The sequence below is a fragment of the Paenibacillus sp. FSL M7-1414 genome, assembly GCF_038003195.1.
GTDB classification, from domain to species: Bacteria; Bacillota; Bacilli; order Paenibacillales; family Paenibacillaceae; genus Paenibacillus; species Paenibacillus amylolyticus.
Genome location: NZ_JBBOOS010000001.1, coordinates 6,089,393 through 6,101,411 on the forward strand (window position 1 = coordinate 6,089,393; position 12,019 = coordinate 6,101,411).

Annotated in this window: 25 protein-coding genes; all 25 read right to left on the reverse strand. The window is 45.4% G+C overall.

The features are described 5' to 3' along the window. Positions 1 to 98 precede the first annotated feature (98 nt). The 25 genes from rpsK to rplB all read right to left on the reverse strand — a co-directional run bounded on the left by rpsK (position 99) and on the right by rplB (position 11,993). Positions 99 to 494 (reverse strand): 30S ribosomal protein S11, encoded by a 396-nt coding sequence (rpsK, locus tag MHH92_RS26665; protein ID WP_017692100.1) that lies wholly within the window; start codon positions 492 to 494, stop codon positions 99 to 101. A 19-nt stretch (positions 495 to 513) separates the two neighbouring features. Continuing rightward, the gene (rpsM, locus tag MHH92_RS26670; protein ID WP_036607200.1) at positions 514 to 882 is read right to left on the reverse strand and encodes a 30S ribosomal protein S13; all 369 of its coding nucleotides are present in this window, start codon (positions 880 to 882) and stop codon (positions 514 to 516) included. A 20-nt stretch (positions 883 to 902) separates the two neighbouring features. Continuing rightward, positions 903 to 1,016 carry a 50S ribosomal protein L36 gene (gene rpmJ, locus MHH92_RS26675; protein ID WP_003333770.1) on the reverse strand — a complete coding sequence of 38 codons (114 nt, stop codon included), beginning with the start codon at positions 1,014 to 1,016 and terminating at the stop codon, positions 903 to 905. 152 nt (positions 1,017 to 1,168) lie between these two features. After that, a complete protein-coding gene (gene infA / locus MHH92_RS26680) occupies positions 1,169 to 1,384 on the reverse strand; it encodes a translation initiation factor IF-1 (protein ID WP_017692098.1) in 216 nt (71 codons plus the stop codon). Positions 1,385 to 1,387: 3 nt separating this feature from the next. After that, positions 1,388 to 1,696, reverse strand: coding sequence for a KOW domain-containing RNA-binding protein (locus MHH92_RS26685; RefSeq protein ID WP_253503541.1), 309 nt, complete (start codon positions 1,694 to 1,696; stop codon positions 1,388 to 1,390). 10 nt (positions 1,697 to 1,706) lie between these two features. Next, positions 1,707 to 2,459, reverse strand: coding sequence for a type I methionyl aminopeptidase (gene map / locus MHH92_RS26690; RefSeq protein ID WP_036607191.1), 753 nt, complete (start codon positions 2,457 to 2,459; stop codon positions 1,707 to 1,709). 3 nt (positions 2,460 to 2,462) lie between these two features. Continuing rightward, entirely contained in the window at positions 2,463 to 3,107 is a 645-nt protein-coding gene (locus MHH92_RS26695; RefSeq protein WP_036607188.1) for an adenylate kinase, read from the reverse strand. Between the two features lie 90 nt (positions 3,108 to 3,197). Beyond that, the gene (gene secY, locus MHH92_RS26700; protein ID WP_047841120.1) at positions 3,198 to 4,496 is read right to left on the reverse strand and encodes a preprotein translocase subunit SecY; all 1,299 of its coding nucleotides are present in this window, start codon (positions 4,494 to 4,496) and stop codon (positions 3,198 to 3,200) included. Next, the gene (gene rplO / locus MHH92_RS26705) at positions 4,496 to 4,936 is read right to left on the reverse strand and encodes a 50S ribosomal protein L15 (protein ID WP_017692093.1); all 441 of its coding nucleotides are present in this window, start codon (positions 4,934 to 4,936) and stop codon (positions 4,496 to 4,498) included. The genes secY and rplO overlap by 1 nt, the downstream gene beginning before the upstream one ends. 43 nt (positions 4,937 to 4,979) lie before the next feature. Next, complete coding sequence (rpmD, locus tag MHH92_RS26710) at positions 4,980 to 5,165, reverse strand: 50S ribosomal protein L30 (RefSeq protein ID WP_017692092.1); 186 nt, start codon at positions 5,163 to 5,165, stop codon at positions 4,980 to 4,982. Positions 5,166 to 5,178: 13 nt separating this feature from the next. Further along, positions 5,179 to 5,676, reverse strand: coding sequence for a 30S ribosomal protein S5 (gene rpsE / locus MHH92_RS26715; RefSeq protein WP_017692091.1), 498 nt, complete (start codon positions 5,674 to 5,676; stop codon positions 5,179 to 5,181). Positions 5,677 to 5,703: 27 nt separating this feature from the next. Next, positions 5,704 to 6,072: a 50S ribosomal protein L18 gene (gene rplR / locus MHH92_RS26720; RefSeq protein ID WP_017692090.1), complete on the reverse strand. Its 369-nt coding sequence runs from the start codon at positions 6,070 to 6,072 to the stop codon at positions 5,704 to 5,706. 117 nt (positions 6,073 to 6,189) lie between these two features. After that, on the reverse strand, positions 6,190 to 6,732 hold the full coding sequence (gene rplF, locus MHH92_RS26725) for a 50S ribosomal protein L6 (RefSeq protein WP_017692089.1): 543 nt from the start codon (positions 6,730 to 6,732) through the stop codon (positions 6,190 to 6,192). A 30-nt stretch (positions 6,733 to 6,762) separates the two neighbouring features. Further along, complete coding sequence (rpsH, locus tag MHH92_RS26730) at positions 6,763 to 7,161, reverse strand: 30S ribosomal protein S8 (protein WP_017692088.1); 399 nt, start codon at positions 7,159 to 7,161, stop codon at positions 6,763 to 6,765. A 32-nt stretch (positions 7,162 to 7,193) separates the two neighbouring features. Then, complete coding sequence (locus tag MHH92_RS26735) at positions 7,194 to 7,379, reverse strand: type Z 30S ribosomal protein S14 (RefSeq protein WP_013312154.1); 186 nt, start codon at positions 7,377 to 7,379, stop codon at positions 7,194 to 7,196. Positions 7,380 to 7,452: 73 nt separating this feature from the next. Continuing rightward, on the reverse strand, positions 7,453 to 7,995 hold the full coding sequence (gene rplE, locus MHH92_RS26740) for a 50S ribosomal protein L5 (protein ID WP_047841121.1): 543 nt from the start codon (positions 7,993 to 7,995) through the stop codon (positions 7,453 to 7,455). Between the two features lie 32 nt (positions 7,996 to 8,027). Then, complete coding sequence (gene rplX, locus MHH92_RS26745; protein ID WP_017692086.1) at positions 8,028 to 8,381, reverse strand: 50S ribosomal protein L24; 354 nt, start codon at positions 8,379 to 8,381, stop codon at positions 8,028 to 8,030. Between the two features lie 39 nt (positions 8,382 to 8,420). Next, positions 8,421 to 8,789, reverse strand: coding sequence for a 50S ribosomal protein L14 (gene rplN / locus MHH92_RS26750; protein WP_017692085.1), 369 nt, complete (start codon positions 8,787 to 8,789; stop codon positions 8,421 to 8,423). A 35-nt stretch (positions 8,790 to 8,824) separates the two neighbouring features. Continuing rightward, on the reverse strand, positions 8,825 to 9,091 hold the full coding sequence (gene rpsQ / locus MHH92_RS26755) for a 30S ribosomal protein S17 (protein ID WP_017692084.1): 267 nt from the start codon (positions 9,089 to 9,091) through the stop codon (positions 8,825 to 8,827). 48 nt (positions 9,092 to 9,139) lie between these two features. Then, positions 9,140 to 9,337: a 50S ribosomal protein L29 gene (gene rpmC / locus MHH92_RS26760; RefSeq protein ID WP_017692083.1), complete on the reverse strand. Its 198-nt coding sequence runs from the start codon at positions 9,335 to 9,337 to the stop codon at positions 9,140 to 9,142. Continuing rightward, positions 9,327 to 9,761 carry a 50S ribosomal protein L16 gene (gene rplP, locus MHH92_RS26765; RefSeq protein WP_017692082.1) on the reverse strand — a complete coding sequence of 145 codons (435 nt, stop codon included), beginning with the start codon at positions 9,759 to 9,761 and terminating at the stop codon, positions 9,327 to 9,329. Before rplP ends, rpmC begins: the two co-directional genes overlap by 11 nt. Positions 9,762 to 9,763: 2 nt before the next feature. Then, on the reverse strand, positions 9,764 to 10,429 hold the full coding sequence (rpsC, locus tag MHH92_RS26770) for a 30S ribosomal protein S3 (protein ID WP_036607182.1): 666 nt from the start codon (positions 10,427 to 10,429) through the stop codon (positions 9,764 to 9,766). Positions 10,430 to 10,444: 15 nt separating this feature from the next. Continuing rightward, complete coding sequence (gene rplV, locus MHH92_RS26775) at positions 10,445 to 10,777, reverse strand: 50S ribosomal protein L22 (RefSeq protein ID WP_017692080.1); 333 nt, start codon at positions 10,775 to 10,777, stop codon at positions 10,445 to 10,447. A 35-nt stretch (positions 10,778 to 10,812) separates the two neighbouring features. Beyond that, positions 10,813 to 11,091 carry a 30S ribosomal protein S19 gene (gene rpsS, locus MHH92_RS26780; protein WP_017692079.1) on the reverse strand — a complete coding sequence of 93 codons (279 nt, stop codon included), beginning with the start codon at positions 11,089 to 11,091 and terminating at the stop codon, positions 10,813 to 10,815. Between the two features lie 71 nt (positions 11,092 to 11,162). Further along, a complete protein-coding gene (gene rplB / locus MHH92_RS26785; RefSeq protein WP_017692078.1) occupies positions 11,163 to 11,993 on the reverse strand; it encodes a 50S ribosomal protein L2 in 831 nt (276 codons plus the stop codon). Positions 11,994 to 12,019 lie beyond the last annotated feature (26 nt).

Sequence of the window (12,019 nt, forward strand, 5' to 3'; positions counted from 1 at the left end):
ACATTTACCTTCTCTTGCGAAAACATGTAGTAGTATGCCTAAACAACCATTATTAGCAGATTGTGCCGGAAATATACCACACGCAGGGGCAAATCTCATTAGACACGACGACGTTTTGGAGGACGGCATCCGTTATGCGGGACTGGAGTTACGTCTTTGATCAGGTTAACTTCAAGACCAGCAGCTTGCAAAGAGCGGATCGCTGCTTCACGGCCTGCGCCTGGTCCTTTAACCATAACCTCAACGGCTTTCATCCCATGTTCCATTGCAGCTTTGGCAGCAGTCTCAGCAGCCATTTGTGCAGCAAACGGAGTCGATTTACGGGAACCTCTGAATCCGAGGCCGCCGGAGCTTGCCCACGAAATTGCGTTTCCGTGAGGATCCGTAATAGTAACGATAGTGTTATTGAAAGTGGAACGGATATGCGCCACGCCAGATTCAATATTCTTACGGTCACGACGTTTAGTACGTACGACTTTTTTCGGTTTAGCCATTTTCTCTTATCCCCCCTTATTATTTCTTCTTGTTCGCTACTGTACGACGAGGACCTTTACGAGTACGAGCATTCGTTTTCGTACGTTGTCCACGAACAGGCAGACCACGACGATGACGAACTCCACGGTAACAACCGATCTCCGTCAAACGTTTAATATTCAAAGAGATTTCTCGACGCAGGTCACCTTCTACTTTGACCTCTTTATCGATACTTTCACGCAATTTGCTGACTTCATCTTCCGTCAAATCACGAACACGAGTGTCCGGATTGATGCCTGTTGTGCTCAGAATTTTCTGGGAAGTCGTTTTACCGATTCCGAAAATATAAGTCAAGGCGATCTCAACGCGCTTATCACGTGGCAAATCCACACCAGATATACGTGCCATTTTACGCTACACCCCCTTCTTTAACCTTGTTTTTGTTTGTGTTTCGGATTTTCACAGATAACCATAACATTCCCTTTGCGGCGAATGACTTTGCACTTTTCGCAAATCGGCTTGACCGAAGGTCTTACCTTCATGTGAATTACCTCCTCAAAGTTTTGCTAAGCAAAACCCTCTTCGTAAGCATTGACCTTGTTCTACTATTGTAAAACCGGCTTCGAAGCTTTCGCAAGTTTTGCCGGGCAAAACCCGCTACATAAGCTTCACAGTTCATTGCAACTGTCTACTACTATTTACGGTAAGTTATGCGACCTTTTGTTAAATCATAAGGCGACAACTGAACAACTACTTTGTCTCCAGTCAGGATACGGATAAAGTGCATCCGCAGTTTTCCGGAAACGTGAGCGAGAATTTGATGACCGTTCTCAAGCTCAACCTTGAATGTTGCATTCGGTAGCGGTTCGAGAACCGTACCTTCCACTTCAATGACATCTTCCTTAGCCATTAGTCAGTCTCCTTTCTCTTCAGCTTGAATGTTGGTGGATTCCAGAAATGAATGAACCGCGTAACGGAGCTTTCCATTTGTCACCCGACCACTCTCGTTTAAACTGTTCACAACCTCGCTGCTAATCATGGGCTGGAGTTCAAGATGAAGAAGATTCTTCTTCTTTGGTTGATCAAACTTACGTTTGTCTCCATCCGCAATATATACGAACTTACCGTCCGCTATAGCAACAATTACTGCGGCTTGGTCCGCATTGCGGCCTTTACGGATCTTCACAAGTTGACCGAGCTGCGGATTAGACTGACTTTTCATGCCTCATCACCTACGCATTCAGTTTTGTGAAAATTTCCATACCATCTGGTGTAACTGCTACGGTGTGTTCAAAGTGTGCACATAACTTACCATCAACCGTGACGACAGTCCAGTTATCTTCCAACGTTTTCACATACCGTCTACCTACGTTAACCATCGGCTCTATGGCCAGCACCATGCCCGCTTTAAGCCGTGGTCCCCGATCGGGAAGACCATAGTTCGGAATCTGTGGTTCTTCGTGCAGATCTGCGCCTATGCCGTGACCGACATATTCACGAACTACGGAGAACCCTTCATCTTCAATATATTTCTGAATTGCATGAGATATTGTAAACAAGCGAACGTCCGGTTTTACCAGCGCCAGACCTGCGTATAACGAAGCCTCGGTAACGTCCAGAAGACGACGGGCTTCTTCGGAAATACGGCCGACCGGATAAGTCCAGGCGGAATCTCCATGATACCCCTGGTACTGCGCGCCAATGTCAAACGTAACGATATCGCCCTCGTTCAACTTGCGTTTGCCGGGAAATCCATGTACCAACTCTTCATTGACTGAAGCGCACACACTGGCAGGGAAACCGTTATAACCTTTGAAAGACGGCACAGCTCCTTGACTGCGGATATATTGATCAGCCATATGGTCAAGTTCTCCAGTCGTAATACCGGGAGCGATATGCTCTGCCAAGAGACGATGCGTTTCCGCAACAATTCTCCCTGCTTCCCTCATCAAGCCCAGTTCCGTTTCGGACTTACCAATGATCATCAATTAACCTCTCAGTAAGGACACGATTTCTTGAGAAACTTGATCGATATCCTGTTCTCCGTTCATTTGACGAAGAAGACCTTTAGTCTCATAGAACGTGAGGAGTGGTGCTGTTTTGTTGATATACTCGTCCAGTCGTGTACCTACACTCTCTTCATTATCATCAGAGCGTTGATACAACTCACCAGCGCATTTATCACAAATACCTTCCTGCTTAGGCGGATTGAATACCACATGATAAGTGGAACCACAGTTTTTACAAATTCGACGACCCGTCAAACGAGCGAGCAATTTGTTGCGATCCACTTTCAGGTTGATTACATGATCGAGACCTGAGTTCAATCGATCCAGAATGCCATCGAGCGCTTCTGCTTGGGAAAGGGTTCTTGGAAATCCGTCCAAGAGGAAACCTTCTCTGCAGTCAGGCTGCTGCAAACGTTCTTCAACGATGCCAATGGTTACATCATCTGGTACAAGCAATCCTTGATCCATATATTCCTTGGCTTTCATGCCAATGGGAGTTCCCTGTTTGATCGCGAGACGAAATGCATCGCCTGTTGAAATATGGGGAATACCGAACTCTTTCACGATGACGTCTGCTTGCGTTCCTTTTCCTGCCCCCGGAGGGCCCATGAATAGGATGTTCACGTTATGTCACTCCCTCCAAGACTACCCTACATCAACAAACAGCACAATAGGTGCCGGCAAGTAAATCTTCACTCGACCGGTACCTATTGCCTATTTATTGATAAAACCTTTGTAGTGGCGTTTGATCAATTGGCTTTCGATTTGCTTCATCGTATCCAGCGCAACACCGATAACGATCAGGAGGGATGTTCCTCCAATTTGCGCAGATTGAGGCAAACCAGAAAGTGCCCCTAAGAATACAGGCAGAACGGAAATGACTGCCAAGAAGATGGCTCCGGCCATTGTCAAACGAGTCATGACACGGGTCAGATATTTCTCGGTTGCTTTACCCGGGCGAATGCCTGGGATGTAACCGCCGTTCTTTTTCATATTGTCAGCCATCTGCTGTGGATTCATCTGTACAAAAGTATAGAAGAATGTGAAACCGAAGATCATCACGACATACAGCAACATACCAAGAGGTTTGTGTGTAGTCAGATTCTGTCCGATCCACTGTGCCCAGAGGCGATCTGCCCAGAAGTTGGCGATGATCGTTGGGAACATCAACAGCGATGAAGCAAAGATGACAGGGATAACACCTGCTGCATTAATTTTCAGCGGGATATGTGTATTCTGTCCACCGTACATTTTGTTACCTACGACACGTTTAGCGTACTGTACCGGAATCTTCCGAATCGCCTGCTGAATGTAAATGACTCCTATGATGATCAACACAATAACAATTGCGATGATAACACCTTTAAGAATATTCATAAACAGTTGGTCAGGTTGAATGAAGTCAGATTCGATCGTTTGTTTGATAATGTTAGGCACCGTAGATAGGATACCCGCAAAGATCAAGATCGAAATCCCGTTTCCTATGCCCTTCTCGGTGATCTGCTCACCAAGCCACATCAGGAATGAAGTACCGGCCGTAAGTACAATCGCGATCAAGATATAATCTGCAAATGTAGCGTTAGGCACCATCTCTGTATTGTACAAGCGGTTGAATCCGATCGACGTACCAAACGCTTGAATCAATGCCAGCCCGATGGTTAAATAACGGGTCAACTGTGCAGATTTCTTCTTACCTTGTTCACCTTGCTTTGCCCATTCCGCTAATTTAGGAATAACGTCCATGGAAAGCAACTGTACTATGATAGACGCAGTGATGTAAGGCACGATCCCGAGCGCAAATATCGAGAACTGGAAGAGCGCTCCACCCGAGAACGTATTGAGAAGTCCAAAAACTTCTTTACCCGCAGAATTTGTCGCTTCGAACACATCTTTGTTAACTCCCGGCACGGGGACAAAGGAGCCGATGCGGTAAATGATCAGTACAAAAAGGGTAAATAATACCCTTTTGCGCAGATCTTCAACCCGCCAGATATTCTTTAGGGTCTTGAACATTAAATCACCTCAGTTGTACCGCCGGCAGCTTCAATTTTCTCAATAGCAGATTGAGAAAACTTGTTAGCTTTAACAGTCAGCTTCACAGTGACATCACCGTTACCCAGGATTTTGATTCCGGATTTAGCGTTTTTAACTACGCCATTCGTCATCAAGAATTCTGGAGTTACTTCAGTACCCGCAGCAAAACTGTTCAGGTCTTCAGTATTCACAACTGCATATTCTTTGCGAGTTGGGTTTACAAAACCACGTTTTGGCAAGCGACGATACAATGGATTTTGTCCACCTTCGAAGCCTGGACGAACTCCACCGCCAGAACGAGAATTTTGTCCTTTGTGACCGCGACCTGATGTTTTACCTGTACCACTACTTGGACCGCGACCAAGACGTTTACGTTCTTTGCGGGATCCAGGAGATGGTGAAAGCTCATGTAACTTCATCGTTCGTTGCACCTCCTTAAAGATTTGTGGGATTAACCCGTTATTAAGCTTCTACTTCTTTAACAGCAACCAAGTGGCTTACTTTGTTAATCATACCACGGATGGCAGGATTATCGTTTTGTACCACTTTGCTATTGATTTTGCGCAAACCCAATGTTTTCACAGTTGTTCTTTGCGTCTCCGGACGTCCGATCAAGCTGCGGACGAGGGTAATTTCTAATTTAGCCATGAGAATTCCCTCCTTAACCCAGAAGCTCTTCGACGGATTTTCCGCGCAGTTTAGCCACGTCTTCAGCACGCTTCAAACGGGACAAACCTTCCAAAGTCGCATTGACCATGTTCATGGAATTCGAAGAACCCAGAGATTTTGTCAAAATGTCACCTACACCAGCAAGTTCGAGAACCGCACGTACAGGACCACCAGCGATAACACCAGTACCTTCAGATGCTGGTTTCAACAGCACGCGTCCTGCGCCGAACTTACCTGTTACCAAGTGAGGAATCGATGTTCCTACGAGTGGAACGTGTACAAGGTTTTTCTTAGCGTCTTCAATACCTTTGCGAATTGCATCAGGTACTTCGCCCGCTTTACCGATACCAGCTCCAACCCAGCCGTTGCCGTCGCCGACTACAACCAGTGCGCTAAAGCTGAAACGGCGTCCGCCTTTTACTACTTTAGCTACGCGATTAATATTTACAACTCTTTCAGTCAGTTCCAAAGTATTCGGATCTACACGCAAGTCGTTAACCTCCTTTTGAAAAATATCTTAAAACTCAAGTCCTGCTTCACGAGCCGCTTCAGCCAATGCTGCGATACGACCATGGTACAGATAACCGCTACGGTCAAATACGATGTTGGAAACACCTTTGTCTTTAGCACGTTTAGCAACGAGTTCGCCAACTTTACGAGCTGATTCAACAGATGCACCATTTTTGATGTCAGTGCTCAATTCTTTGTCTACGGTAGACGCGGAAGCGATTGTTACACCAGCAACATCATCGATGATTTGAGCATACATATGTTTACCAGAACGGAATACGTTCAAACGCGGACGTGCTGCCGTTCCTTGGATTTTCTTACGAACACGAAGGTGTCTTTTCAGACGAGCCTTATTTTTATCTGGTTTCGTAATCATCTCAAAGATTCACTCCTTTCAGGTTACCTCGCTGGCTTCAAAGCAGAAGCCACGGGGTATATTAGAAACACACGAAGCAAGCAAGCCGAAAGCCGCGCAAAGGCGGTAAGAGAAATCTTATTTCTTCTTACCGGCTTTACCTTCCTTACGGATGATACGCTCGCCTTCATATTTAATACCTTTACCTTTGTACGGCTCAGGTTCACGTACGGAACGGATTTTAGCAGCGTAAGCACCTACACGCTCTTTGTCAATTCCGCGAACGATGATTTTTGTATTCGAAGGTACTTCGAATTCGATTCCCGCTTCCGGTGTAATTTCAACCGGGTGAGAGTAACCAACGTTCAGAACGATTTTATCTCCGGATTTGCTTGCACGATATCCGACCCCAACCAATTCCAGAGATTTCGCGAATCCTTCAGTAACGCCGCTCACCATATTGTTTACAACGCTACGCGTTGTGCCGTGCAAAGAACGGTGAGTTTTGTTATCGGAAGGACGCACAACTGTGATTTCGTTATTTTCAACTGTAACCTTCATGTCTTTATGAAGCTCACGAGTCAAAGTTCCTTTAGGTCCTTTTACCGTAATAACGGTGTTGTCCAGGGTGATGTCTACACCACTTGGTACTGTGATTGGTTTGCGACCAATACGAGACATATGTTGCACCTCCTATCTTGTGACGTTATATTACCAAACGTAGCAAACGACTTCTCCGCCGGATTTCGATTGACGAGCTTCTTTGTCCGTCATGATACCTTTAGATGTCGAGATGATCGCGATTCCTAGGCCACCAAGTACACGAGGTACTTCGTTGCTTTTCGTGTAAACACGAAGACCAGGTTTACTGATTCTTTTCAGACCAGTGATAACGCGCTCGTTATTTTGACCGTATTTCAGGAAAACACGGATAATCCCTTGTTTGTTATCATCGATAACTTCAGCGTCACGGATGAAACCTTCACGCTTCAGGATATCGGCGATTTGTTTTTTCATTGTCGAAGCAGGCATTTCTACCGTTTCGTGACGAACAGTGTTCGCGTTACGAATACGAGTAAGCATATCTGCAATTGGATCAGACATAGTCATTGTGAGTTAACCTCCTTCCCGTTCAGGACTTTTTACCAGCTTGCTTTTTTCACGCCAGGGATCTGGCCTTTATAAGCTAATTCACGGAAACAAATTCTGCAAATTTTGAACTTTTGCAGGACCGAATGTGGACGTCCGCAACGCTCACAGCGTGTATATGCACGTACTTTAAACTTAGGTGTACGTTGTTGTTTAACTTTCATCGAAGTTTTTGCCACTTAGCCTGACACCTCCTAAATAATTTCGGAGAAAAGGGAGTCTTTCCAGACACCCGGAAACGTTATGCCAACATTACTTAACGAAAGGCATTCCCATTTGCGTGAGCAATTCGCGGGACTCTTCGTCTGTTTTCGCCGTTGTTACGATGACAATATCCATACCGCGGACTTTATCAACTTTATCATACTCGATCTCTGGGAAGATCAGTTGCTCTTTCAGACCCAGTGTGTAGTTACCACGTCCATCGAAAGCTTTACTCGATACACCGCGGAAGTCGCGGACACGAGGAAGCGTTACGTTGAGCAATTTATCTAGGAAGTAGTACATACGCTCACCGCGTAATGTTACTTTCACACCGATAGGCATATTCTCACGCAGTTTGAAACCTGCGATAGATTTTTTAGCACGAGTGATTACAGGTTTTTGACCTGCGATCAGTTGCAAATCGTTTACTGCAGAATCCAACACTTTAGAGTTTTGGACAGCGTCGCCCACACCCATGTTGATAACGATTTTCTCGATTTTCGGCACTTGCATTACCGTTGTATAGTTAAACTTCTGCATCAAAGCAGGAGCGATTTCTTGCAGGTAACGTTCTTTCATTCTTGATGCCATGAATCATAGCCCTCCTTTCTCATTCGGTTCAATTAGTCGATAATTTCTCCGGAACGTTTAGCAACGCGCACTTTCTTACCGTTATCCAAAACTTTGTAACCTACACGGGTTACTTTTCCGCTCTTCGGATCGATGTGCATTACGTTGGAAACGTGAATCGGAGCTTCCTTCTCGATAATGCCGCCTTGCGGATTTTGCTGGTTAGGCTTCTGGTGTTTTTTCACCATGTTAACACCTTCCACAAGGACGCGGTTCTCACGAGGATAAGCAGCGATGACACGGCCTTTTTTACCTTTGTCTTTACCGCTGATCACCATAACCGTATCTTCCTTTTTAACGTGAAGTTTGTTGTTATGGGATTCCAGAACTTTTTTCACTCTTGGCATTTCGTACACCTCCTGTTTCTAACATCACGAGATTAAGCTTTAGATAACTTCTGGAGCCAAGGAAACGATTTTCATGAAGTCTTTATCGCGAAGTTCGCGAGCAACTGGTCCGAAAATACGTGTTCCACGTGGGCTTCTGTCGTCTTTTACAACAACCGCTGCATTTTCATCAAAACCGATGTAGGAACCGTCTTTACGACGTACAGAACGTTTCGTACGAACGACAACCGCTCTAACTACATCACCTTTTTTGACAACGCCGCCTGGTGTTGCTTGTTTAACAGAACAAACGATCAGATCACCGATTTGAGCTGTACGACGTCCCGTACCGCCGAGTACGCGGATACACATCAGTTCCTTCGCACCGGAGTTGTCGGCCACAGTCAAACGTGTAAATGGTTGAATCATTTAGTATTCCTCCTTTCAGCAATGCTGCTGATGCATTAGATGATAACCGCTTTTTCTACGATCTCAGTAAGTCTCCAGCGTTTATCTTTCGAAAGCGGACGAGTCTCCATGATTTTCACCGTGTCACCGATTTTCGCAGTGTTTTCTTCGTCATGCGCTTTGAATTTTTTAGTAACCTTAATGCGTTTATGGTACAAGTTGTGTTTTTTGTAAGTTTCTACAGCAACAACAATCGTTTTGTCCATTTTATCGCTGACCACTTTACCAGTTTGCACTTTACGTGCGTTACGTTCTTCGCTCATTGTTGGCCTCCTTCCTGATTACGGACGGATTGTCCATCCTATCCCTAATTAACCGATTCCCAATTCTCTCTCACGGATAATGGTTTTAGCACGAGCTATTTCTTTCCGCACATCACGGATGCGAGTCGGGTTATCCAGCTGACCGGTAGCTAATTGAAAGCGGAGGTTAAAGAGTTCTTCTTTAAATCCGGCAATCTTTTGCTCGATTTCAGCAGAGGTTAGGTTGCGAAATTCACTAGCTTTCATTTGCTTCACCACCCAATTCTTCACGTTTCACGAACTTCGTTTTGATTGGCAGTTTGTGAGCGGCAAGACGCATTGCTTCGCGTGCAATTTCCTCCGGTACACCAGCAAGTTCAAACATGATCTTACCTGGTTTCACTACTGCAACCCATTTTTCTACGTTACCTTTACCGCTACCCATCCGAACCTCGAGAGGCTTTTGAGTGATTGGTTTGTCTGGGAAAATTTTGATCCAAACTTTACCACCACGTTTGATGTAACGAGTCATCGCAATACGAGCCGCTTCGATCTGACGGTTCGTAATCCAAGCCGGTTCCGTAGCTTGCAGACCGTATTCGCCAAAGTTCAGAGTCGTTCCGCCTTTAGCTTGGCCTTTCATATGTCCACGTTGTTGCTTACGGTGTTTTACGCGTTTTGGTACCAACATGATTAGTTGCCTCCTTCCTTAGCAGCTTGTTTCTTAGCCGTAGGAAGAACCTCTCCACGATAGATCCATACTTTTACGCCGATAAGTCCGTAAGTAGTATGAGCCTCTGCTGTACCATAGTCAATGTCAGCACGCAGTGTGTGCAGTGGAACAGTTCCTTCGCTGTAGCCTTCAGAACGTGCGATCTCAGCACCGCCAAGACGTCCGCCTACTTGAGTTTTGATACCTTTAGCACCGGAGCGCATAGTTCTTTGAATTGCTTGTTTCAGAGCACGACGGAAAGAAACACGACGTTCCAATTGTTGTGCAATGCTTTCAGCTACAAGAACAGCGTCCAAGTCTTGGTTCTTAATTTCAGAAATGTTGATGTGTACTTTTTTACCGCCAGCAATTTTCGTAATTTGGTTACGAAGATTTTCAACTTCCGAACCACCCTTACCAATAACCATACCTGGTTTAGCAGTGTGAATCGTTACGTTTACGCGGTTAGCCGCTCTCTCAATTTCTACACGAGATAAAGCGGAGTCTTTCAATTTATTTTTCAGGAATTCACGAATTCTCACGTCTTCCATCAAAAGATCACCGAAGTCTTTGCCTGCATACCACTTAGATTCCCAGTCACGGATAATTCCGACACGGAGTCCGACTGGATTTACCTTTTGGCCCACACATTTCCCCTCCTTCTACTTCTCAGATACCACCAAAGTAATGTGGCTAGTACGTTTGTTAATACGACTTGCACGTCCCATTGCACGAGGGCGGAAACGTTTCATTGTCGGTCCTTGGTTCACGTAAGCTTGCGAGATAACCAAGTTGTTAACATCCAAAGAATAGTTATGTTCCGCATTCGCAATAGCGGAGTTAAGCAACTTCTCAACGATTGGAGAAGCAGATTTCGGAGTGTGACGGAGAATGGCAACCGCCTCACCTACTTGCTTGCCACGAATCAAGTCAACAACGAGTTGAGCTTTACGAGGAGCAATCCGGATAAACTTAGCATGTGCTTTTGCTTCCATTGTGTAACCTCCTTTCAAACATTAAAGATACTCATTTATCTTCTTGTTTTCTTATCATCAGCAGTATGGCCTTTGTACGTACGGGTTGGAGCGAACTCACCCAGTTTGTGTCCGACCATGTCCTCAGTTACATACACTGGCACGTGTTTACGACCATCGTAAACGCCAAATGTGTGTCCGATGAATTGCGGGAAAATTGTAGAACGACGGGACCAGGTTTTGATCACATTCTTCTTACCTGAAGCTTCCATCTCTTCTACCTTTTTAAGCATGTAGCCATCAATGAATGGCCCTTTTTTCAAACTGCGACCCATGTGGAGATCCTCCCTTCAAACATAGCTATTATGCATCCGCAGATGCCTCACGAAGTTATGCACAGTGTGTATTACTTCGTGCGGCGGCGAATGATGTATTTATCAGAAGCTTTATTTTTCTTACGCGTTTTGTAACCAAGTGTAGGTTTACCCCATGGTGACATTGGCGATTTACGTCCGATTGGAGCACGACCTTCACCACCACCGTGTGGGTGATCGTTAGGGTTCATTACTACACCACGAACCTCAGGACGTTTACCCAACCAACGGCTACGACCGGCTTTACCGATTTTGATGAGCTCGTGGTCTTGGTTACCTACAGATCCGATTGTCGCGCGGCAAACTTTCAAAATACGACGAACTTCTCCGGAAGAGAGACGAACGGAAACGTATTTTTCTTCTTTACCAAGCAATTGAGCTTCTGTACCAGCAGCACGAACCAATTGTCCGCCTTTACCTGGTTTCAACTCGATGTTGTGGATAACGGTACCTACTGGAATGTTTTCGAGTGGCAGTGCGTTACCGATTTTGATGTCTGATTCAGGTCCGGAGAATACTTGATCTCCAACTTTCAAACCTTTAGGAGCGATGATATAACGCTTTTCACCATCAGCATAGTGAATCAGAGCGATGTTGGATGTACGGTTCGGGTCATACTCAATCGTAGCAACGCGGCCCGGTATTCCATCTTTAGTACGTTTGAAGTCAATGATACGGTATTTACGTTTGTGTCCACCACCATGGTGACGAACTGTAATTTTACCTTGGTTGTTGCGGCCTGCTTGTTTGCTCAACGGGGCCAACAACGATTTCTCCGGCTGATTTGTGGTGATTTCCTCAAATGTAGAAACGGACATGTTCCGTCTTGCCGGGGATGTTGGTTTATACTTTTTGATTGGCACTGGGTTTCCCTCCTTACTTCAAAAAT

Coding starts and splice junctions, on each gene's coding strand:
- rpsK (WP_017692100.1), bottom strand. CDS start 494: ATGGCTAAACCGAAAAAAGTCGTACGTACTAAACGTCGTGACCGTAAG.
- rpsM (WP_036607200.1), bottom strand. CDS start 882: ATGGCACGTATATCTGGTGTGGATTTGCCACGTGATAAGCGCGTTGAG.
- rpmJ (WP_003333770.1), bottom strand. CDS start 1,016: ATGAAGGTAAGACCTTCGGTCAAGCCGATTTGCGAAAAGTGCAAAGTC.
- infA (WP_017692098.1), bottom strand. CDS start 1,384: ATGGCTAAGGAAGATGTCATTGAAGTGGAAGGTACGGTTCTCGAACCG.
- MHH92_RS26685 (WP_253503541.1), bottom strand. CDS start 1,696: ATGAAAAGTCAGTCTAATCCGCAGCTCGGTCAACTTGTGAAGATCCGT.
- map (WP_036607191.1), bottom strand. CDS start 2,459: ATGATCATTGGTAAGTCCGAAACGGAACTGGGCTTGATGAGGGAAGCA.
- secY (WP_047841120.1), bottom strand. CDS start 4,496: ATGTTCAAGACCCTAAAGAATATCTGGCGGGTTGAAGATCTGCGCAAA.
- rplO (WP_017692093.1), bottom strand. CDS start 4,936: ATGAAGTTACATGAGCTTTCACCATCTCCTGGATCCCGCAAAGAACGT.
- rpmD (WP_017692092.1), bottom strand. CDS start 5,165: ATGGCTAAATTAGAAATTACCCTCGTCCGCAGCTTGATCGGACGTCCG.
- rplR (WP_017692090.1), bottom strand. CDS start 6,072: ATGATTACGAAACCAGATAAAAATAAGGCTCGTCTGAAAAGACACCTT.
- rplF (WP_017692089.1), bottom strand. CDS start 6,732: ATGTCTCGTATTGGTCGCAAACCAATCACAGTACCAAGTGGTGTAGAC.
- rpsH (WP_017692088.1), bottom strand. CDS start 7,161: ATGACTATGTCTGATCCAATTGCAGATATGCTTACTCGTATTCGTAAC.
- rplE (WP_047841121.1), bottom strand. CDS start 7,995: ATGGCATCAAGAATGAAAGAACGTTACCTGCAAGAAATCGCTCCTGCT.
- rplX (WP_017692086.1), bottom strand. CDS start 8,381: ATGCCAAGAGTGAAAAAAGTTCTGGAATCCCATAACAACAAACTTCAC.
- rplN (WP_017692085.1), bottom strand. CDS start 8,789: ATGATTCAACCATTTACACGTTTGACTGTGGCCGACAACTCCGGTGCG.
- rpsQ (WP_017692084.1), bottom strand. CDS start 9,091: ATGAGCGAAGAACGTAACGCACGTAAAGTGCAAACTGGTAAAGTGGTC.
- rpmC (WP_017692083.1), bottom strand. CDS start 9,337: ATGAAAGCTAGTGAATTTCGCAACCTAACCTCTGCTGAAATCGAGCAA.
- rplP (WP_017692082.1), bottom strand. CDS start 9,761: ATGTTGGTACCAAAACGCGTAAAACACCGTAAGCAACAACGTGGACAT.
- rplV (WP_017692080.1), bottom strand. CDS start 10,777: ATGGAAGCAAAAGCACATGCTAAGTTTATCCGGATTGCTCCTCGTAAA.
- rpsS (WP_017692079.1), bottom strand. CDS start 11,091: ATGGGTCGCAGTTTGAAAAAAGGGCCATTCATTGATGGCTACATGCTT.